The sequence below is a fragment of the Microbacterium pseudoresistens genome (assembly GCF_013409745.1).
GTDB classification, from domain to species: Bacteria; Actinomycetota; Actinomycetes; order Actinomycetales; family Microbacteriaceae; genus Microbacterium; species Microbacterium pseudoresistens.
The window spans coordinates 1788293-1808383 of record NZ_JACCBH010000001.1; the positions used below are offsets into that span (position 1 = coordinate 1788293).

The window sequence follows — 20091 nt, forward strand, 5'->3', positions numbered from 1 at the left end:
GCCATTTCGATGGACCTTTCGTTGATGTTGCCTGTGCCTAGACGAGTCCGGCAATGTGGGGGATCGCGTCGGTCACGAGGAGGGGCTCCGGGACGAGCCCGTGCTTCGCCGACCGCAGCTCGTCGAATCCTTGCGGGTACCACCAGTGCGCACCCGTGTGCGACGTAATCGACGCGCCGAACCGACTGCCGATGAGCTCCGCCATCTCACGGTGAGTCAGCAGCTCGGTGACCGCGTCGTATGTCGGTGCCACCGAGGGGAGCTTGCCGATGGCGACGAGCATGTCCACGCAGTCTCGAATCCAAATCATCGGCTCGCGCTGTTCGGTGTTATATGAGATCTCACCTTCGCGCACCGCGCTGCGGACCATCTCGTGCACCGGGTTGAACGTCTCACGGCCTTCGCCGTAGACCGATCCGATGCGCACCGACGTGAACTCCGTGCTCGTGGCTGAACTGTAGTGCAGCGCGAGCAGCTCGCCGAAGTGCTTGGTGACACCGTAGATCGAGTCCGCGCAAGCGCGGCCGTCGACCGCGGACGCGTACGAGCTGACGGATGCGCCGTAGACGACGCGACGGACCCCGGCGTTCACGGCAGCACGGAAAACCGCGAGCGTGCCGGCGCAGTTGATGTCGATGACTTTCTCGGGCTCATCGGTGAAGAGCATCGGTCCGGAGACCCCGGCGAGGTGGTGGACGACGTCGGGCCGGGCGGCATCGATGGCGCGCTGCACCGCGGGCTCATCGCGGATGTCGATGCGTGTCTCGTCGTCGGAGAGCCCGACGACGTCATGGCCCTCATCGGCCAGGCGCTGCAGGAGTGCCTGGCCGATGAAGCCGGTGTGACCCGTGATGAGGATCCTCATCACGGGTTCTCCGCGCCCGTGACGGCTTCGGTCGAGTCGGCGGCTTCGTTCTGCGGGAGGACGATGACCTTGCCGTTCGAGATGATCAGGTGGAGGATGACTGCGAGTCCGGCGCCGATGAACCAGGAGAAGTCCTTCAGTGGGCCGAAGCCGGGGCCGACGGCGATCACGAGGGCGATGAGACCGGACGGGATGAAGGCCCACAGCGTCTTCAGGCTCACACCGCGGTTGTAGTAGTAGATCGACTCCGGCGTCGGGAGGAACATGTGCCGCAGCACGAAGCGCTGACGACGGACGATGAAGAAGTCCGCGACCATGATGCCGAAGAGCGGTCCTATCAGGGCGCCCAGGCTGCCGAGGAAGTAGCCAACGACGATCGGGCTGTTGAAGTAGTTCCAGGGCGTGACGACCACCGCGATGATCGCGGTGGCGATGCCGGCGCGGCGAAACGAGATGCGGCCAGGGGCGAGGTTGGTCACGTCAAAGGCGGCCGAGACGAAGTTCGAGATGACGTTCACGCCGACTGTGGCTAAGGTGAAGCCGCCGGCGAAGATATAGAACAGCAGGTCGTTCTCGACGTGGGTCATCAGGATGCCTGGGTCCTTGAGCGTCTCGTGGTCGACGACGAGCACCTGCACGGCGGCACCGGTGGTGAGCACCGAGGTGACGGCGAACAGCGTCCAGTTCAGCGGGGCGCCGAGGATGGTGCCGATCTTGACCGTGCGCGAGTCGCGGGTGAAGCGGGCGAAGTCGGAGTAGTTCAGCATGACCGGGGCCAGCTGCGAAACGACCTGCGCGGCGACGAGCGCGATGAGGCCGATCTTGGCGCCGGTGGCGAGTGGGGTGTCACCGGTTCCGCTGAACCAATCGAACTTCCAGTCGGCCTCGTTCAGGAAGTAGACCATGGCGCCGAGCATCGTGATCCAGATGATCGGGCCGGCGAAGCCCTGGACGTGTCGGATAGCCTCCATTCCCCTCTGCACGATGATCAGCTGCAGGAGCGAGAGGAGGAGGAAACAGATCCAGCCGCCCAGGTGGAGCCCGAGGAAGTGGATCGACTCCGGAGCGCTGAGGTCCCCGAACGGCGACCAGATGCGGGTGATCACCGCGTTGAGCGCGATCGAGGCCAGGTAGGTCTGCACACCGTACCAGGCGATGGCGACGACGCCGCGGATGACGGCGGCGATGTTGGCGCCCCAGATGCCCCAGGTGATGCGGCTGATCACCGGGTACGGGCTACCCGTCTTCTGGCCGATGAGGCCCGACAGCACGCAGCCGAGGCTGAGGATGATGCAGCCGACGAAGATGCCGATCGTCATGTCGAAGGCGCTGATGCCCATGGTGAGGAAGATGCCCGCCGCCCAGGTGTAACTCGCCGCGTTGTGAGCGACGTTCATCCAGAGGGATATCAGGTGGTAGGTGTTCCAGGTCCGCTTCTGGGGAGGAACTGGTGCGAGATCCTCGTTGTATAAGCGTCCCTCTGGGTCCGCGGCCTGGAGCGTTTTGAAAGGTTCTTCGTTCCATCGAACCTGGGTGTCGCTGGGGACGTTGTCCATCGTTTACCTCCATTGGTAATGGCTCGCCCCGATTGTCGGGGCGGCGGACAGATGTGTGACGGCTGCGTTGGGTATGGCTGGGACGAGTGAATACGGGCGATTGAGGTGTTTAGAAGTCCGTATCGCGGACTATGATAGTCACGATGTGGACTGCTCGCCATCATGACACCGTCTCGGATCGCTGTCAAGCAGGCTCGAACAGTGGTTCACTCGAGCGCTCGCATGTTGTGGAAGTAGGGTGTGGACGACACTGGATCGATCGAAGGAGCGCGCATGACTGGGACGTCGAACTCGCCCAAGTCGGGTGGGAGTGTTCAGTCGATCGAGCGCATGTTCGAAGTGCTCGAGCTCATTACGGACGCGGGGGGTGACGTCTCTCTGGTGGAACTGACCGGCGCGACGGAGCTTCCTCGGCCGACGATTCATCGAATCCTCCGAACCCTGATCAAGCTGGGGTACGCGCGTCAGCTGCCGAGTCGGCGGTATGCGCTTGGCCCACGGCTCATCCGCATAGGAGCGGGAGCCAACCGGCAGTTTGGTGCCCTTGCTCGCCCACAGCTTGAGCAGCTGGTTGAGGATCTCGGAGAAAGCGTCAACATGGCCATCCTGGACGTCGACCTCATCGTGTATGTTGCGCACGTGTCGTCGCAGCACTCCATGCGCATGTTCACAGAGGTCGGGCGCCGTGCCAGCCTGCACAACACTGGTGCGGGCAAGGCGATCCTCGCTCAGTTGCCGGACGACACGGTGCGCAGCATCATCGGCAGGACCGGTATGGCCGCGCTGACCGAGCACAGCATCACCGATCTCGACGACCTCCTTGCCGAGCTCGAACGCATCCGCGCACGAGGCTATGCGATCGATGAGCAGGAGCAGGAGATCGGCGTTCGCTGCTATGCGATGGCCGTGCCCAATGCCCCGACGCCGACCGCGGTGTCCGTCTCGGGACCGGTCTCCCGAGTCGATGGGGAGTTCGGTGAGCGCGCGGTCCCATTCCTGCGTCGAGCGACGCGTTCCATCGCGGACGAGTCCGGTGCGGGCGCGGTCGCCGACTCCGGAGCCGGTATCCGCTGACCCGGCGGTTGTGCAGTGCCCGAATACCGGGTCTCTTCGTCGACCCGTCGTGGTCTTGACGTCCTCGTGGCTATCGCATAGACTTTCGCTGTACAAAAGTTTTAGTTCATAATGTGGACTTACGGACAGGTAGAAAGAATGTGAGTGAACGATGACGTACACGGTGAACTGCTCCATCCTCCTCACCGAGCTGCCCCTGCTCGAGCGCCCTGCGGCCGCCAAGGCCGCCGGCTTCGACGCCGTCGAGTTCTGGTGGCCTTTCGCCGAGGCCGTGCCCTCGGATGCGGATGTCGACGCCTTCATCGGCGCGATCCGCGACGCCGGCGTCAGCCTGACCGGCCTGAACTTCTTCGCCGGCGACATGCCCGGCGGCGACCGCGGCCTGGTGTCGTGGCCGGCGCGTTCGGGCGAGTTCCGCGACAGCATCGCGGTGCTCACCGCCATCGGCGAGAAGCTCGGCACCAAGGGCTTCAACGCCCTCTACGGCAACCGCGTCGACGAGTCGACGGCCGCAGAGCAGGATGCGATCGCCGTCGAGAACCTGGCGATCGCCGGACGCGCCGTCGCGGCCCTCGGCGGCACCGTGCTGCTCGAGCCCGTCAGCGGCGCCGACCGCTACCCGCTGCTGACCGCGGCCGACGCCGTGGGGGTCATCGAGCGCGTGCGCACCGAGACGGGCGTCGACAACGTCGCCCTGCTCGCCGACTTCTACCATCTCGCCGTCAACGGCGACGATGTCCCGGCTGTCATCGAGGCGCATGCCGCCTCCTTCGGCCACATCCAGATCGCCGACGCCCCCGGCCGCGGTGCTCCCGGCACGGGCGAGCTTGCGCTGGAGGCATGGATCGCCCGCAGCCGCGAGCTCGGCTACGCCGGCCCGATCGGCCTGGAGTACAAGACTCCCGCGGACGAAGCCTTCACCTGGCTGTCTGCTCAGACCACCGACGCCGCGCGCTGACCCGCCGCACCAACGTAAGGGAATCGAAATCATGACGAACATCGCCGTCATCGGACTCGGCATCATGGGCTTGCCCATGGCCACCAACCTCGTCAACGCCGGGCACACCGTCGTCGGCTACAACCGTTCGCAGGAGGCGATCGACAAGCTCGCCGCCGCCGGCGGCGTCGCGGCCTCGAGCATCGCCGACGCCGTCAAGGACGCCGACGTCATCATCACCATGGTCCCCGACTCCCCGGATGTCGCCGCCGTCGTGCAGGGCCCGGAGGGCGTGTTCGCGAACGCCAAGGCCGGCGCCCTGTGGATCGACAACTCCTCGATCCGTCCCGACGTGGCCAAGGAGCTCGCCGAGGAGGCCGTGGCCGCCGGTTTCGGCGCCGTCGACGCCCCCGTCTCGGGGGGCGAGCAGGGTGCCATCGACGGCGTCCTGTCGATCATGGTTGGCGGTTCGGACGAGGACTTCGCCAAGGCCGAGCCCGTGCTGAACGTCATCGGCAAGACCATCGTCCACGTGGGCCCGGCCGGCTCCGGCCAGACGGTCAAGGCCGCCAACCAGCTCATCGTCGCCGTGAACATTCAGGCGCTGAGCGAGGCCGTCGTCTTCCTCGAGGCCTTCGGCGTCGACACCGACGCGGCACTGAAGGTGCTCGGCGGCGGTCTGGCCGGCTCCAAGGTCCTCGACCAGAAGGGGCAGAAGATGCTTGATCGCGACTTCGCCCCCGGGTTCCGCCTTGCCCTCCACAACAAGGATCTGGGCATCGTCACCTCGGCGGCGCGCTCGGCCGGGGTCACCGTCCCGCTCGGCGCTGCGGTCGCGCAGCTCGTGAACGCCCTCGTCGCCCGCGGTGACGGCGGCCTGGACCACTCCGGTCTGTTCAAGCTCACCACGGAGCTCTCCGGCCGCGACTGATCGTCGGCCACCCCACATCTCCACACCTCGGTCGCTGCATTCGACGCGCGTCGCCGGCAGCAGCCGAGAGAACAAAGGACACATCATGACCCGTATGCGTGCAGTGGACGCCATTGTGCAGATCCTGATCAAGGAGGGCGCCGATGAGGCGTTCGGTCTGCCCGGCGCCGCCATCAACCCGCTCTACTCCGCGATGCGCGCCAACGGCGGCATCCGGCACACCCTCGCCCGCCACGTCGAGGGCGCCTCGCACATGGCCGACGGCTACAGCCGCACGGCCGACGGCCGCATCGGCGTATGCCTGGGCACTTCGGGCCCGGCCGGGACCGACATGATCACCGGCCTGTACGCCGCGATCGCCGACTCCATCCCGATGCTGTGCATCACCGGGCAGGCACCGGTGGCGAAGCTCGACAAGGAGGACTTCCAGGCCGTCGACATCGCCTCGATCGCCAAGCCGGTCACGAAGTTCGCCAAGACCGTGCTCGAGGGCGCCCAGGTGCCCGGCGTCTTCCAGACGGCCTTCCAGATCATGCGCTCCGGCCGTCCCGGCCCCGTGCTGATCGACCTGCCGTTCGATGTGCAGATGGCCGAGATCGAGTTCGACATCGACACCTACGAGCCGCTTCCCGTGGCACGGCCCGCGGCCACGCGCGCGCAGGCCGAGAAGGTGCTCGACATGCTCGTGGCCTCCAAGCACCCCGCGATCATCGCCGGTGGCGGCATCGTGAACTCCGGTGCCTCGGACAAGCTCGTCGAGCTCGCCGAGACCCTCGGCGTGCCTGTGTTCCCGACTCTCATGGGCTGGGGCGTGCTCCCCGACGACCACCCGCTGGCGGCTGGGCTGGTCGGCATCCAGACCTCGCAGCGCTACGGCAACGCCAGCTTCCTCGAGTCCGACTTCGTGCTCGGCATCGGCAACCGCTGGGCCAACCGGCACACCGGCGGCCTGGACACGTACCGAAAGGGCCGTACGTTCGTGCACGTCGACATCGAGCCGACGCAGATCGGCCGTGTCTTCGCGCCGGACTACGGCGTCGTCTCGGATGCCGGCGCGTTCATCGACGCCCTGCTCGAGGCCGCCCGCGACCGCGTGGCCGAGTTGCCGGACTACAACGGCTGGGCCGAGGAGTGCCGCGACCGCAAGGCGCGTCTGCTGCGCAAGACGAACTTCGACGACGTGCCGATGAAGCCGCACCGCGTTTACCAGGAGATGCTCACGGCGTTCGACCGCGACACCACCTTCGTGACGACCATCGGTCTGTCCCAGATCGCGGGTGCCCAGCTGCTGCACGTGTACGGCCCCCGCAAGTGGATCAACGCCGGACAGGCAGGTCCGCTGGGCTGGACCGGCCCCGCCGCGCTCGGCGTCGTCCGTGGTAAGCCGGGCGAGCAGGTCGTCGCGCTCTCGGGCGACTACGACTTCCAATTCATGATCGAAGAGCTCGCGGTCGGCGCGCAGCACAAGCTGCCCTACATCCACGTCGTGGTGAACAACAGCTACCTGGGTCTCATCCGCCAGTCGCAGCGCGGCTTCGAGATGGACTACGAGGTCTCGCTCGCGTTCGACAACGTGAACACCCCGCAGGACTCCTCGAGCATCGCCACAGGCTACGGCGTCGACCACGTCAAGGTCGCCGAGGGCCTGGGCTGCAAGGCGCTCCGCGTCGAGCGCCCCGAGGACCTCGCCGCCGGCTTCGCCGAGGCGGCGAAGCTGAGGGATGAGTTCCAGGTGCCGGTGGTCGTCGAAGTCATCCTCGAGCGGGTCACCAACATCGCGATGGGCGCCGACCTCGACTCCATGAACGAGTTCGAGGACCTCGCCACCGTCGCCACGGACGCACCGGAATCCGTGTACGCTCTGCTCGACTGACCAAACGGAGCATCACCCATGCGTGTCCTCATCGCCCCTGACAAGTTCAAAGGTTCGCTGTCTGCGGCAGAGGCCGCGGAGCGGATCGCCGAGGGCATTCATCGCGTCGATCCGTCGACCCAGGTCGTGGTTCTCCCCGTCGCCGACGGCGGGGAGGGCACGGTGGAGGCCGCGCTGGCGGCCGGTTTCGCACGGCACACCGCCGTCGTGGCCGGTCCCGGCGCGGTTCCGGTGGAGGCCTCCTTCGCCCTGCGCGGAACGGATGCCGTGGTCGAGATGGCCCAGGCATCCGGCCTCGACCTCGTGGCCGAGGACGAGCGCGACGCCCGCGCCGCGACGAGCCTCGGCACGGGTCAGCTGCTGCGCGCGGCGCTGGATGCCGGCGCTCGGCGCATCGTGCTCGGGGTGGGCGGCAGCGCCTCCACCGACGGCGGCGCCGGCGTGCTGCAGGGTCTCGGCGCGCGGCTGCTCGATGCCGCAGGCGTCGAGATCGCCCTCGGCGGCGGTGCGCTCGCCGACCTCGACCGCATCGATCTCTCCGAGCTCGACCCCCGCGTGGCCGACGTCGAACTGATCCTCGCCGCCGACGTCGACAACCCGCTGCGCGGAGAGAACGGCGCCCCTGCGGTCTTCGGCCCGCAGAAGGGCGCATCCGAGCGCGATGTCGCGACGCTGGACGACGCGCTCGGACGCTTCGTCGAGGTGCTCGACGCCGTCGGCGACGACCTCGCCATCATCCCCTCCATCGCCGCGGAGATGCCCGGTGCCGGAGCCGCCGGAGGCGTCGGCTACGCCGCGCTCCTCCTCGGCGCCGTGCGCCGACCGGGCGTGGACGTCGTGCTCGAGCTCACCGGTGTCGCCGAGGCGCTGCAGGGTGTCGACGCCGTCATCACCGGCGAGGGAAGCCTGGACGGGCAGAGCCTGGGCGGCAAGACGCCCGTGGGCGTCGCCCGCGCCGCGGCACGCGCCGCCATTCCCACCTATGCCGTCTGCGGCCGCTCCACGCTGAGCGCCGAGGAGAGCGAGAAGGCGGGCTTCGCCGGCGTGCGCGCCCTGGCCGACATCGAGCCGGACGCGAAGCGCAGCATGGCTGAAGCCGGCCCCCTGCTCGCCGACATCAGCGAGGCGCTGGCCGCGCAGATCCGTCCGCTCGGCTTCGACCTCGTGCTGCGCGGTCGCGCGCTGATCGACGGTGCCATCACGTCGGTGGAGATCGGCGTGCGGCAGGGGCGCATCGCCCGCGTCGCCCCCGCAGGAGCCGACCTGGAAGCGCCCGAGATCGTCGATGCCGCCGCCGACGAGCTGATCCTTCCCGGGCTCGTCGACACCCACGTGCACGTGAACGACCCCGGTCGCACCGAGTGGGAGGGCTTCGAGTCCGCCACCCGCGCCGCGGCCGCCGGCGGCGTGACGACCATCGTCGACATGCCGCTGAACAGCATCCCGCCGACCGTCACCGTCGAGGCGCTCGAGATCAAACGCGCCACCGCCGAGGGCAACGTCTTCGTCGACGTCGGCTTCTGGGGCGGCGTGATCCCCGGAAACCTCGAAGACCTCTCCCCACTGCACGAGGCCGGCGTCTACGGGTTCAAGTGCTTCCTGCTCCCGTCGGGGGTCGACGAGTTCCCGGAGGTCTCGGTCGACGAGATGCGCGATGCCATGGGGGTGCTCGCGGGGCTCGGCTCGATGATCATCGTGCACGCCGAAGACGCGCACATCATCGATGAGTCGGGCAAGACCGCGCTGACCGGTCCGGCCTACGCCGACTTCCTCGCCTCGCGCCCGCGCTCCGCCGAGGATGCGGCGATCGCCGAGGTCATCGCCGCCGCTGCCGAGACAGGGGCGCGTGCGCACATCCTGCACCTGTCCAACGGCGACTCCATCGACCGTATCGCGGCCGCGCGGGCGGAGGGCATCGACCTCTCGGTCGAGACCTGCCCGCACTACCTGACGCTGTCGGCCGAAGACATCCCCTCCGGCGCCACGGCGTTCAAATGCTGCCCGCCGATCCGCGAGGACGACAACCGCGGCGCGCTGTGGAAGGGGCTCGAGGACGGCGTCATCGACTACATCGTCTCCGATCACTCGCCCTCCACGCCGGAGATGAAGTACGCCGGAGACGGCGACTTCTCGATCGCGTGGGGCGGCATCGCCTCGCTGCAGTTGGGGCTTCCCGTGGTGTGGACGGAGGCGCGTCGTCGTGGAATCCCGCTCGAGCGCGTGGTCGCCCTCATGTCGCAGGCGCCCGCCGACCGCGTGGGCCTGCGAGACAAGGGCCGCATCGTTCAGGGCGCGGCGGCGGACTTCGCCGTCTTCGCCCCGGAGGAGACGTTCACGGTGGACGCGCGCGTGCTCTCGCACCGGCATCCGATCACGCCGTACGACGGGCGTGAGCTCACCGGCGTCGTGCGCGCCTCGTACCTGGCCGGTGAGCGGATCGATCCGCAGGTTCCGCGCGGCCGTCTGCTGCGCAACGACGGAGGCGTGACGCCGCGCCTGCGCCGACCCCTCCGAAACCGACTGACCACGCCCCACGGGGCGGAGAAGGAGAAGACCGCATGAGCGAGACCGCAACCAGGCTCGAGGTCGGCCAGGACGCGCCGGACTTCACGCTGAACGACGCGCAGGGAACGCCGCAGTCGCTGGCCGATCATCGCGGCACTCCGGTGATCGTGTACTTCTACCCCGGCGCGTTCACACCCGGCTGCACCACGGAGGCGTGCGACTTCCGCGACAACCTCGCCTCCTTCCAGGGCGCCGGCTACACGGTTCTGGGCATCTCGCCCGACCCGGTCGCCAAGCTCGCCGAGTTCGCCGAGGCAGAGCAGCTGGCCTTCCCGCTGCTGTCCGACGAGGACTCGGCAGTGGCCAAGGCCTGGGGCGCGTGGGGCGAGAAGACCGTGCAGGGTCGTACCTTCGACGGTCTGATCCGCTCGACGTTCGTGATCGACGCCACCGGGCGCATCCAGATCGCCGAGTACGCGGTCGACGCGCAGGGCCACGTCGCGCGACTGCGCGAGGCGCTCGGCCTGTAGTCCGGACAACCCCGCTCGAGACCCCGCTCTCTCGTCGATACCCCTGATTGTGCGCATGCACAGGCAGGCGTCTCGACGACAGGGCGGGGTTTCGGCGTCGATGGGGTTGCCATGCGCGAAGAGGGTTGATAGAGTTACCGCATGCTGAAATAACAGTTCCACGATACGAAAGCAGCGAGTGACTCGGTGAAACGGGAAGCTCGATGAGTTCGTATTTGTACGCCGTGGATGCCAGCAGAGACAGAAATGGATCAAGCAATGCTGCTTGAGGAGTTCAATGGAGCCGATCGCCTCGAGGCGATCGCCGCGCTCCGACCGTGCGTCGATGTGACGCGCTGGTGCGAGCACCTCGTCGACCATCGCCCGTACGACTCGATCGAAGCCCTCGAGGCGGAGGCGGCCGAGGCCGCTGCACCGTTCACGCAGGCCGAGGTCGAGGCGGCACTGGCGCACCATCCCCGTATCGGGGAGCGTGCCCAGGGCGAGAGCCGTGAAGCGTCGCTGTCCCGCTCCGAGCAGGCCGGGCTCGCCCCGGATGCGTCGGTGCAGGATGCGCTGCGAGACGGCAATCGGGCCTACGAGGATCGCTTCGGCCGGGTCTTCCTGATCCGCGCCGCCGGCCGCACGAGCGAGGAGATCCTCGCCGCGCTGCAGGAGCGCCTGCGCAACGACGACGACACCGAGGAGCGCATCGTCGCGGAGCAGCTGAGGCAGATCGCCCTGCTGCGCCTGAAGGGAGCCGTGGTCGCATGACCGTGTCGCACATCACCACTCACGTGCTCGACGCTGCTCAGGGGCTGCCTGCCCCTGGCATCGCCGTGCAGCTGTTCGCGAAGAACGCAGGCGAGTGGACGCTCGTCGCCGAGGCGGTGACGGATGCGGATGGGCGCGCCAAGCAGCTCGGACCCGAACGGGTTCCCGGCGGCACGTACCGTCTCCACTTCGACACCGGCTCCTACTTCGCCTCTCGCAACACCCCCACCTTCTACCCGGAAGCGGTGCTCACGTTCGTCACCGACGATGAGGCGGCGCACTACCACGTGCCGCTGCTGCTGAGCCCGTTCGCCTATTCCACTTACCGAGGAAGCTGAAAGACATGACCGACATCCTGACCAACCCCGTCGAGACCACCGCCACCGATTCGGGCATCGTCCTGGGCGCGAACCAGTACGGCAAGGCCGAGGTGCGCGTGGTGAAGATCACCCGCGACTCCGAGCGCCACGAGATCGATGACCTCAACGTCACCTCGCAGCTGCACGGCGATTTCGAGGCAGCCCATCTCGAGGGCGACAACGGCCACGTCGTGGCCACCGACACGCAGAAGAACACCATCTTCTCGTTCTCGCGCGACGGCATCGGCACCCCCGAGGCCTTCCTCCTGCGTCTCTCGGACCACTTCACCAGCTCGTTCGACTGGGTCTCGGGCGGCCGCTGGGAGGCCGAGAAGTACGAGTGGGAGCGCATCCAGGTCGATGGCGAGGGCCACGACCACTCCTTCGTCCGCAAGGGCCAGGAGACGCGCACCGCGTACGTTCTCGCCGACGGCGACGAGCGTCACGTCGTGCAGGGTCTGAAGGGCCTCACGGTCCTCAAGAGCACCGAGGCCGGCTTCGTGGGCTACCCGAAGGACCGCTACACCAGCCTGCAGGAGACGACCGACCGCATCCTCTCGACCGATGTCACCGCCCGGTGGCGCTTCGCCGAGGGCTCGCGCGACCTCGACTTCGACGCGATCTACGCCGACGTCAAGCGCATCCTCCTCGAGGAGTTCACACGTCGCTACTCGGCCGCGCTGCAGACGACCATGTTCGACATGGGCCGCGCCGTGCTCGAGGCTCACCCGGAGATCGCCGAGATCCGCATGTCGATGCCGAACAAGCACCACTTCCTCGTGGACCTCTCGCCGTACCAGCTGGACAACCCGGGCGAGGTCTTCTTCGCTTCGGACCGCTCCTACGGTCTGATCGAGGCTTCGGTCACCCGTGAGGGCTCGGACCCCGCGCTGAAGGTCTGGCAGTCCGCGACCGCGTTCTGCTGATCGCATCCGGTCCGTAAGGATCACGCCCGCACGCCGGGTCCGACGCTCGCCGCGTCGGGCCCGGCGTGCGGCATTTCCGGGAGCGGCAATGCGGGCGTGAGCACCTAAAATCGCTGGGTGGCCACTCCGAAGATCGTCTTGTTCTACGCGTTCGCGCCGTTGCCCGATCCCGAGGCGATCCGGCTGTGGCAGCGCGATCTGTGCGCCTCGCTGCAGATACGAGGGCGCATCCTGATCTCCGCCGACGGCATCAACGGCACGCTCGGGGGAGACCTGCCCGCCGTCAAGCGCTGGCTGCGCTCGTTCCGTGCCTACCCGGCCTTCCGCGACGCGGATGTGAAATGGAGCGAGGGTACCGCGATCGACGCCGACGGCTTCAGCACCGACTTCCCCGCGCTCAGCGTGCGGGTGCGCGACGAGATCGTCTCGTTCGGAGCCCCGCACGAGCTGACCGTCGATGAGCGCGGTGTCGTGGGCGGCGGCGAGCGGCTGAGCCCCGAAGAACTGCACGAGCTGGTGGCCGCGCGCGGCGAGGAGCTGGTGTTCTTCGACGGCCGCAACGCCGTCGAGGCCGGGATCGGCCGCTTCCGGGGCGCGGTGGTGCCCGAGGTCGACAATACCCGGGAGTTCGTCGGGCTGCTGGATTCCGGCGCCTTCGACGACCTCAAGGGCCGCCCCGTGGTGACGTACTGCACGGGCGGCATCCGGTGCGAGGTGCTCTCGGGGTTGATGAAGACGCGCGGCTTCGACGAGGTGTACCAGCTCGACGGCGGCATCGTGCACTACGGCGAGACCTTCGGCGACGACGGGCTGTGGGAGGGCTCCCTGTACGTGTTCGACGGCCGCGGATCGATCGACTTCAGCGACCACGCCGCCGTCATCGGGCGGTGCGCCGGGTGCGGCGGCGCGACCAACCGCACCGCGAACTGCCCGGATGCGTCGTGCCGCCGCCAGTTCGTCGTGTGCGCCGACTGCGCGGCTGTGCCGTGCGAGGACCACGCCGAGCGCGTGAACACCGACCGAGGCCGTTAGGGCGTGTCTGACAAAGCGAGCGGTCGCGCCAACAAGCCCTCGCGTTAGCCGTTCCGAGGGCCGACTTGCAACGTGCACACGGTCCATATACGCTGTGTCTACGCGCGTAGCTGTGCCGTAGATATTGGAGTGCAATGGAGCCTGCAGAGTCGGGTCAGAACACACATGTGCTGACGATCGGATCGATTCATCTCGACCAGCAGTTTCTGGTGGATTCGCTCCCGCAGCCCGGTGAGACCGTTGTCGCGCACGCTGTCACCCGCGGGCTCGGCGGCAAGGGCGCGAACCAAGCCGTCGCTGCTGCGCGCTCGGGCGCCCGGTCGGAGATGGTCGGATTTGTCGGAGACGACAGCAAGGCCTCAGAGCTCCTTGCTTGGTTGAACGAGTTCGGGGTGTCGACGCCCGGCCTCATCACCGTCGACGATGCAGAGTCGGGTGTGGCCGCGGTCGTGCGGGACGCTGCGGGGGCGAACCAGATCATCGTGAGTCCCGGGGCGAGCTCAATCGGTGAGATCTCCGACGCGGCGCTCCGCGCAGCGATCGGCCGGGCCCGGATTCTGGTGCTCCAGGGGGAGATCCCGGTGTCGCTCTCCCGTCGGGCTGCGACGATTGCACACGCCAGTGGCGTGCGCACCCTGATCAACCTCGCCCCCGTTGTCGATTTCGGCGAAGCCCTGCGCAACGCCGATCCGTTGATCGTCAACGAGATCGAGGCCCGTCAGCTGCTGGCTCTGGAGGGACCGCACGACGATTTGACACTCGCCTCGCTCCTGTCCGAAACGGCACGCAGCGTCGTGGTGACCATCGGAGATCGGGGCGCCATGCTGGCAACGACGGAGGGCACCATCCACGTGCCTGCGCCCCGACCTGAGCGGGTCGTCGACACGACCGGGGCGGGAGACGCCTTCGTCGGTGCGCTCGCTGCGCGGCTCGCGTTCGGGGCCGACCTCGAGAGCAGCGTGAGGTTCGCGGTGGCGGCGGCGACGATGTCGGTGGAATCGGCGGGAGCGGCGGCGAGCTATCCCCTATTCGAGGAGGTGCTCCGGTGAGTGCCAAGCGTGTGAGCCGCGACGATGTCGCTCGGCTCGCGGGAACGTCGGTCGCAGTCGTGAGCTACGTCATCAACGGCGGCCCTCGCAACGTGAGCCCGGAGCGGCGTGCGCGCGTGCTCGCGGCGATCGAGGAGCTCGGTTACGTACCCAACCCGATCGCTCAATCGCTCGCGGGAAGCGGTACGGGCACCGTCGGAATGATCGTGCCCAATCTCGACAACAGCTTCTTCGCCGAGCTCGCGCTCGCGGTCGAGGAGGCGGCATTGCAGTCGGGGCGCCTGGTCTTCATCGGCAACTCCGCCGAGGCGCGCGAGCGCGAGACCGCGTACGTTAAGTCCTTCGTCAGTCACCGCGTAGACGGGATGATCTTCATCGGCGTGAGCAAGCAGATGTCTCTGCAGTTCGCGGTGGATGCCGATATCCCGGTCGTGGTCGTCGACCGCTCGAACCCGCACAGCATGATCCGCTCGGTGAGCATCGATCACATCGACGCCGCGGATGCCGCGACCACTCATCTGCTCTCGCACGGATACGACTCGTTCGCGTGCGTCACCGGAATCGAGAGCACGTTCGTCAGCGACGACCGCATGGAGGGCTTCGCGACGGCTCTTCGACGCGAGGGCCGCGAGCCCCATGCGATCGTGCGCACCGCCTATTCCTTCGCCGGCGGCGTCGAGGCGTGGGCGCGCCTCCGAGAAGGCACGCGCGCGGTGCTGCCGCGAGCGGTGTTCTGCGCGAGCGACGATCAGGCGCGTGGTTTGATCTCGGCCGCCACCGCTGATGGCGTTGCGGTGCCCGAGCAGCTGGCCGTTGCGAGCATCGACGGCACGAAGCAGGCAGCGACGCTCCGGCCGACGCTGACCACCGTGCGTCAGCCGAGCGAAGTGATCGCCCGCGCCGCGGTACGTCGCCTGTTCGACGACAGCCAGGCAGAACTTCATTGGGAAATCCCCACCGATCTGATCATCGGCCGATCCTGCGGCTGCACGCCCTGAAACGAGGAGAGAACAGTGGTCAACGGAGATCCGGTCGGCGAGCGGTCGCGCGCTGTCACCCTGCGGGTGGCCGGCATCACGAAATCGTTCGGTGCCGTCGTCGCGCTGCGCAACGGCGAGCTCGCCCTGCGAGCGGGGTCCGTGCACGCCCTGATGGGGGAGAACGGTGCGGGCAAGTCGACGATGGTGAAGATCATCGCGGGTCTGTACTCACCCGACGCCGGTGTCATCGAGATGGACGGGGCAGAGATCGCCTTCCGCAACACCGCCGATGCCAAGGCCGCTGGTATCGCGATCGTGTACCAGGAGCCGACGCTGCTGCCCGACCTGTCGGTCATGGAGAACATCTTCATGGGCCGGTTCCCGCGCACCCGGATCGGCAACGTCGATCGCTCGCGCATGCGCAAGCAGTCGCAGGCGCTCTTCGCCCGACTGGGCGTGCACATCGACCCCGACCGCGTCGCCGAGGGGCTCTCGATCGCCGATCAGCAGATCATCGAGATCGCCAAGGCCATTTCCATGGACGCACGCGTGCTGATCATGGATGAGCCCACTGCCGCTTTGAGTCCGGCGGAGGTGCAGCGACTGTTCACGATCGCACGCGCGCTACGCGACGAGGGCTGCGCGATCCTGTTCATCTCGCATCGGTTCGAAGAGGTGTGGGATCTCTGCGACACCGTCACGGTCATGCGCGACGGCGCCTACGTCTCGACGGCCACGATCGCCGACACCACCGAAGACGAGGTCGTGCGCCGAATGGTCGGCCGCGACGTCGAATCGCTGTACCCGCGTGGAGAGCGCGACTCCGGCGACGTCGTGCTCGAGGTGCGGGGTCTGACCGCCCTCGGCGTCTTCCACGACATCGACCTCGAGGTCAGGGCTGGTGAGATCGTCGGACTCGCCGGGCTCGTGGGTGCGGGCCGCAGCGAGGTCGTCCGTGCGATCTTCGGAGTTGACCGCTATGACAGCGGCGAGGTGCGCGTCGGCGGCGTCGCTCTGCGCCGCCACGACGTCCCCGCCGCCATGTCGGCGGGCATCGGCCTCGTTCCCGAGGACCGGCGTCATCAGGGACTCATCCTCGATTTCGGACTCTCCCGCAACGTCGCGCTCGCCGTACGTCGCACCCTGGCCAGGTTCGGCCTGCTCACGACACGGCGCGAGAACAGGATGTCGGGCACCTGGCTCGCTCGGCTCCAGGTGAAGGCTCGGGCACTCGACACTCCCGCAGGCACGCTGTCGGGCGGCAACCAGCAGAAGGTCGTCCTCGCGAAGTGGCTCGCGTCCCAGCCCCGCCTGCTGATCGTCGACGAGCCCACGCGCGGCATCGACGTGGGGACCAAAGCGGAGGTGCATCGCATCCTCGCCGAGCTCACGCACGCAGGCCTCGGCATCCTCATGATCTCCTCCGACCTGCCCGAGGTGCTCGGCATGGCCGATCGCATCCTGGTGATGCGTGAAGGCCGCGTGATGGAGGAGTTCGATCACGCAGACGCAACCGCCGAGAACGTCATGTACGCAGCCACCCACGGAAAGGGGGTGTCGGTATGAGCGTGCCGACCCGCACGGAGGGCAGGCCCGCCTGGCAGCGCTTCGCCGCCCGCACTCTCACCTCGCGCGAGGCCGCGGTGGCCATCGTGCTCGTCCTCCTCATTCTGGTGGCGACCATCCAGCGTCCGAGCTTCCTGTTCGGCCAGGACGGCATCCGCGACCTGCTGCTGACGCCGTCGATCCTTGTTCTCCTCGCAGTGGCGCAGGCAGTGGTGCTCATCACGCGCAACATCGATCTGTCGGTCGCGTCGACGCTCGGATTGAGCGCGTGGCTCGCCGGCACCGTTGCATCCAACATGCCGGGCGTGCCGTTGCCCTTCGTTGCGCTGGCGGCTCTCGGCATGGGAGCGCTGCTCGGATCGGTGAATGCCGTTCTGATCGCCGTGGTCGGCGCCCCGGCGCTCGTCGTCACACTCGGCACCCTGTACGCCTTCCGCGGGATCAACGTCATGTGGGCGGGCGGGAAGACGATCAGCGCGTCGGACATGCCGGCAGACTTCCGCTCGTTCGGGGTGAGCTCCGTGTTCGGCGTGCCGACGCTGAGCGTCATCGCGCTCGTGCTCGTGTTCGTCGTCGCCTGGTATATGCGATACCGCCAGAGTGCGCGCGAGCTCTACGCGATCGGTTCCGACCCGGCAGCGGCACTCATGCTCGGCCTTCCCTCGAAGCGGCTCGTCTTCCTCGCTTTCGTCGCCAGCGGTGCGATCGCCGGTCTCGCCGGATTCCTGTACGCCGCCCGGTACGGTGCCGTCGACTCGCAGGCAGGCAGCGGCTTGGAGCTCTCTGCCGTCGCCGCCGCCGTCCTGGGCGGGGTCGCGATCTTCGGCGGATCGGGCACCGTGTGGGGCGCGGCGATCGGAGCCGTGCTGCTCATCACGATCAACCGCACTCTGCCCCTGCTCGGCGTTCCGCAGTTCTGGCAGCAGGCAGTGGTCGGCGCGCTCATCATCGGTGCGATCATCCTCGACCGCCTGCTGTCGTTGCAGCGAGCACGCAGGCTTTCCGCGATCCGGGAGAAGGAAAATGACTGACGTCCTGGCACCTCGTCCCGCGACCGCTCCCCGGACGTACCTGACGCATTCTCAGCCGCTGTGGCGTCGGATGCTGATGACGCACGACGCCGTGATGATCGCCATCCTCATCGTGGTGTCGGTGGTCGCGGTCAGCTCGATTCCGCGATTCGGTACCCCGCTCACCCTCAGCTACCTGCTCCTGGATGTCACGCCCATTCTGCTGTGCGCGCTGCCGGTCGCGCTCATCCTCATCTCCGGCGATATCGACCTGTCGGTCGCGAGCGCGGTCGGCATCAGCAACGTGATGCTGGGCTGGTTGTACGCCCAGGGCGTCGGGATCGAGTTCGCGATGCTCGCCGGCGTCGCCTGCGGACTCGTGGTGGGCGTGGTGAACGGTTTCCTCGTCGCGGTGCTCGGTCTGCCTTCGCTCGCCGTCACCATCGGAACGCTCGCGCTGTTCCGCGGAATCGCCATCGGCATGCTCGGCACCGATTCGATCACCGCCTTCCCCGTCGAGCTGAAGTCGCTCGCGAACGCCAACTTCCCGGGATCGGGTGTGCCGCTCGTGACGGTCGTGCTCGTGCTCGCGATCGTCGTGTTCGCGATCGTGCTCCATCTGACACCTTTCGGCCGCTCCGTGTACGCGATCGGTCGCGGGCGCGACACGGCCCGGTTCTCGGGGGTGCGCACGGCTCGAGCGACCTTCCTGCTGTTCGCGCTCAGCGGGCTCGTCGCCGGTCTGGTCGGCGTGTTCTACACCTTCCGATACGGCAGTGCGCGCGGCGACAACGCCGAGGGCCTCGAACTCGCCGTCATCGCGGGCGTCGTGCTCGGCGGGGTCTCCATCTTCGGTGGACGCGGTCGCATTGCGGGCGTGGTCGCGGGCGTCCTGCTCATCGGGCTGCTCCAGAGCGTGCTGCGCTTCCTCAACAATTCGGCCGACGTGATCAACATTGCGATCGGCGGCCTTCTCGTCCTGTCCGTCGTGATTCCGCTGCTCGCGGGACGGATCTCTCAAGCTGTCGCTTCAGCGCGACGCCCGAGCCTCGCCTCCACAGCGGCGGGGCATGAACCTCACCGAAAGGGAGACAAATGATGGAACGCTCAATGAAGAGCCGCCGCTGGCGGGTCGCAGCGGTCGCGGTCGCCGTGGCGGGGGCCGTGACTCTCGCCGGGTGCACGGGCACGGACGGCGGTGACGCCGCAACCTCGGAGGGCCTCAGCATCGGCTACGTGCCCAAGATGCTGGGCAACCCCTACTTCGACCAGGCCGGGCTGGGCGCCGAAGAGGCGACTGCAGAACTCGGCGGCGAATATGTCGAGGTCGGCCCTGAGGTCGGTGCTGCCGACGCGCAGGTTCCGTATCTCAACACCCTCGCCCAGCAGGGTCGCAACGGGATCGTCCTCTCGGCCAGCGATCCGAGCGCTCTCGGGCAGGCCCTGTCGGCCGCGCGGGACAACGGCACGAAGGTCGTGACGTTCGACTCGGACGTCGAACCCGACTACCGCGACCTGTTCGTGTCGCCGGTGCCCGATATGGCGCTGTCGGAAGCGATCGTCGAACAGCTCGTCGCGCAGATCGGCGACACCGGGGAATTCGCCATCCTCGGCGCCTCACCCAACGCGAACAACCAGAAGGCGTGGATCAGCGGCATCGAAGAGTACGTGGCCGAGACGTACCCGGGGCTGACCATCGTCGAGACGTTCTACGCCAACGACGATGACCAGGAGTCCTTCGACAAGACCGCCGCATCGTTGCAGAACAACCCCGGTCTCGACGCGATCGTGTCCACATCAACCGTGGGAACCGCCGCCGCCGGGCGCTACATCTCGGAGTCGTCCTACGCGGGCAACGTGACCCTGACGGGAATCGGAATGCCGAACGCCACGCGTGCCTACCTCGAGGACGGAACCATCAAGAGCTTCGTGCTCTTCGATCCCGCCGACATGGGCTGGGTCGCCACGTATGCGATCCGGGCTCTCCTCGACGGCGACATTACGGGTGCGGAGGGCGACACCTTCACGGCGGGAGACCTCGGCGAGTACACCGTCGAAGAGGGCGGCATCATCCAGGCGGGCGAGCCCATCGTGTTCGACCTCGACAACATCGATGAGTACGACTTCTGACATTCGTTCGTCGCA

Annotated in this window: 17 protein-coding genes and 2 pseudogenes; 17 read left to right on the top strand and 2 right to left on the bottom strand. The window is 67.6% G+C overall.

The window, feature by feature from the left end:
* Positions 1-37: 37 nt before the first annotated feature.
* Positions 38-865, bottom strand: a complete 828-nt coding sequence (locus BKA02_RS08895) for an NAD-dependent epimerase/dehydratase family protein (protein WP_179433240.1) — start codon at positions 863-865, stop codon at positions 38-40.
* Positions 865-2421, bottom strand: coding sequence for an NCS1 family nucleobase:cation symporter-1 (locus BKA02_RS08900; protein ID WP_179433242.1), 1557 nt, complete (start codon positions 2419-2421; stop codon positions 865-867). The genes BKA02_RS08895 and BKA02_RS08900 overlap by 1 nt, the downstream gene beginning before the upstream one ends.
* Before the next feature lie 273 nt (positions 2422-2694).
* Between BKA02_RS08900 and BKA02_RS08905 the strand changes: the two genes are divergently transcribed.
* From BKA02_RS08905 to BKA02_RS08980, 17 genes and pseudogenes are all read left to right on the top strand, one after another.
* Entirely contained in the window at positions 2695-3495 is an 801-nt protein-coding gene (locus BKA02_RS08905; protein WP_179433244.1) for an IclR family transcriptional regulator, read from the top strand.
* A 151-nt stretch (positions 3496-3646) separates the two neighbouring features.
* The gene (locus BKA02_RS08910; RefSeq protein WP_179433246.1) at positions 3647-4453 is read left to right on the top strand and encodes a hydroxypyruvate isomerase family protein; all 807 of its coding nucleotides are present in this window, start codon (positions 3647-3649) and stop codon (positions 4451-4453) included.
* Between the two features lie 31 nt (positions 4454-4484).
* Complete coding sequence (locus BKA02_RS08915; RefSeq protein ID WP_179433248.1) at positions 4485-5363, top strand: 2-hydroxy-3-oxopropionate reductase; 879 nt, start codon at positions 4485-4487, stop codon at positions 5361-5363.
* A gap of 85 nt (positions 5364-5448) precedes the next feature.
* Positions 5449-7236 (top strand): glyoxylate carboligase, encoded by a 1788-nt coding sequence (gene gcl / locus BKA02_RS08920; RefSeq protein ID WP_179433250.1) that lies wholly within the window; start codon positions 5449-5451, stop codon positions 7234-7236.
* 18 nt (positions 7237-7254) lie between these two features.
* Positions 7255-8379, top strand: a pseudogene (locus tag BKA02_RS14405) (glycerate kinase); the annotation flags it as partial.
* Positions 8353-9717 (top strand): annotated as a pseudogene (gene allB, locus BKA02_RS08925) (allantoinase AllB); the annotation flags it as partial. The pseudogenes BKA02_RS14405 and allB, both read left to right, overlap by 27 nt.
* A 77-nt stretch (positions 9718-9794) precedes the next feature.
* Positions 9795-10271, top strand: coding sequence for a thioredoxin-dependent thiol peroxidase (bcp, locus tag BKA02_RS08930; protein WP_179433252.1), 477 nt, complete (start codon positions 9795-9797; stop codon positions 10269-10271).
* Between the two features lie 246 nt (positions 10272-10517).
* Positions 10518-11024, top strand: a complete 507-nt coding sequence (gene uraD / locus BKA02_RS08935; RefSeq protein WP_281370273.1) for a 2-oxo-4-hydroxy-4-carboxy-5-ureidoimidazoline decarboxylase — start codon at positions 10518-10520, stop codon at positions 11022-11024.
* Positions 11021-11362 (top strand): hydroxyisourate hydrolase, encoded by a 342-nt coding sequence (gene uraH / locus BKA02_RS08940; RefSeq protein WP_179433256.1) that lies wholly within the window; start codon positions 11021-11023, stop codon positions 11360-11362. Before uraD ends, uraH begins: the two co-directional genes overlap by 4 nt.
* A 5-nt stretch (positions 11363-11367) precedes the next feature.
* Positions 11368-12309 (top strand): factor-independent urate hydroxylase, encoded by a 942-nt coding sequence (gene pucL / locus BKA02_RS08945; RefSeq protein WP_179433258.1) that lies wholly within the window; start codon positions 11368-11370, stop codon positions 12307-12309.
* A 117-nt stretch (positions 12310-12426) separates the two neighbouring features.
* On the top strand, positions 12427-13341 hold the full coding sequence (gene trhO / locus BKA02_RS08950; RefSeq protein ID WP_179433260.1) for an oxygen-dependent tRNA uridine(34) hydroxylase TrhO: 915 nt from the start codon (positions 12427-12429) through the stop codon (positions 13339-13341).
* A 134-nt stretch (positions 13342-13475) separates the two neighbouring features.
* Positions 13476-14390 (top strand): ribokinase, encoded by a 915-nt coding sequence (locus BKA02_RS08955; RefSeq protein ID WP_246286005.1) that lies wholly within the window; start codon positions 13476-13478, stop codon positions 14388-14390.
* Positions 14387-15388, top strand: coding sequence for a substrate-binding domain-containing protein (locus BKA02_RS08960; RefSeq protein ID WP_179433264.1), 1002 nt, complete (start codon positions 14387-14389; stop codon positions 15386-15388). Before BKA02_RS08955 ends, BKA02_RS08960 begins: the two co-directional genes overlap by 4 nt.
* A gap of 15 nt (positions 15389-15403) precedes the next feature.
* On the top strand, positions 15404-16936 hold the full coding sequence (locus BKA02_RS08965; RefSeq protein ID WP_179433266.1) for an ATP-binding cassette domain-containing protein: 1533 nt from the start codon (positions 15404-15406) through the stop codon (positions 16934-16936).
* Positions 16933-17967: an ABC transporter permease gene (locus tag BKA02_RS08970; protein WP_179433268.1), complete on the top strand. Its 1035-nt coding sequence runs from the start codon at positions 16933-16935 to the stop codon at positions 17965-17967. Before BKA02_RS08965 ends, BKA02_RS08970 begins: the two co-directional genes overlap by 4 nt.
* Complete coding sequence (locus BKA02_RS08975) at positions 17960-19045, top strand: ABC transporter permease (protein WP_179433270.1); 1086 nt, start codon at positions 17960-17962, stop codon at positions 19043-19045. Before BKA02_RS08970 ends, BKA02_RS08975 begins: the two co-directional genes overlap by 8 nt.
* Entirely contained in the window at positions 19042-20076 is a 1035-nt protein-coding gene (locus tag BKA02_RS08980; protein WP_246286006.1) for a rhamnose ABC transporter substrate-binding protein, read from the top strand. The genes BKA02_RS08975 and BKA02_RS08980 overlap by 4 nt, the downstream gene beginning before the upstream one ends.
* The last annotated feature ends 15 nt before the right edge of the window (positions 20077-20091 follow it).

Excerpts from the sequence above, each read along its gene's own strand:
- BKA02_RS08895 (WP_179433240.1), bottom strand. The coding sequence starts at position 865 with ATGAGGATCCTCATCACGGGTCACACCGGCTTCATCGGCCAGGCACTC.
- BKA02_RS08900 (WP_179433242.1), bottom strand. The coding sequence starts at position 2,421 with ATGGACAACGTCCCCAGCGACACCCAGGTTCGATGGAACGAAGAACCT.
- BKA02_RS08905 (WP_179433244.1), top strand. The coding sequence starts at position 2,695 with ATGACTGGGACGTCGAACTCGCCCAAGTCGGGTGGGAGTGTTCAGTCG.
- BKA02_RS08910 (WP_179433246.1), top strand. The coding sequence starts at position 3,647 with ATGACGTACACGGTGAACTGCTCCATCCTCCTCACCGAGCTGCCCCTG.
- BKA02_RS08915 (WP_179433248.1), top strand. The coding sequence starts at position 4,485 with ATGACGAACATCGCCGTCATCGGACTCGGCATCATGGGCTTGCCCATG.
- gcl (WP_179433250.1), top strand. The coding sequence starts at position 5,449 with ATGACCCGTATGCGTGCAGTGGACGCCATTGTGCAGATCCTGATCAAG.
- bcp (WP_179433252.1), top strand. The coding sequence starts at position 9,795 with ATGAGCGAGACCGCAACCAGGCTCGAGGTCGGCCAGGACGCGCCGGAC.
- uraD (WP_281370273.1), top strand. The coding sequence starts at position 10,518 with ATGGATCAAGCAATGCTGCTTGAGGAGTTCAATGGAGCCGATCGCCTC.
- uraH (WP_179433256.1), top strand. The coding sequence starts at position 11,021 with ATGACCGTGTCGCACATCACCACTCACGTGCTCGACGCTGCTCAGGGG.
- pucL (WP_179433258.1), top strand. The coding sequence starts at position 11,368 with ATGACCGACATCCTGACCAACCCCGTCGAGACCACCGCCACCGATTCG.
- BKA02_RS08955 (WP_246286005.1), top strand. The coding sequence starts at position 13,476 with ATGGAGCCTGCAGAGTCGGGTCAGAACACACATGTGCTGACGATCGGA.
- BKA02_RS08970 (WP_179433268.1), top strand. The coding sequence starts at position 16,933 with ATGAGCGTGCCGACCCGCACGGAGGGCAGGCCCGCCTGGCAGCGCTTC.
- BKA02_RS08975 (WP_179433270.1), top strand. The coding sequence starts at position 17,960 with ATGACTGACGTCCTGGCACCTCGTCCCGCGACCGCTCCCCGGACGTAC.
- BKA02_RS08980 (WP_246286006.1), top strand. The coding sequence starts at position 19,042 with ATGATGGAACGCTCAATGAAGAGCCGCCGCTGGCGGGTCGCAGCGGTC.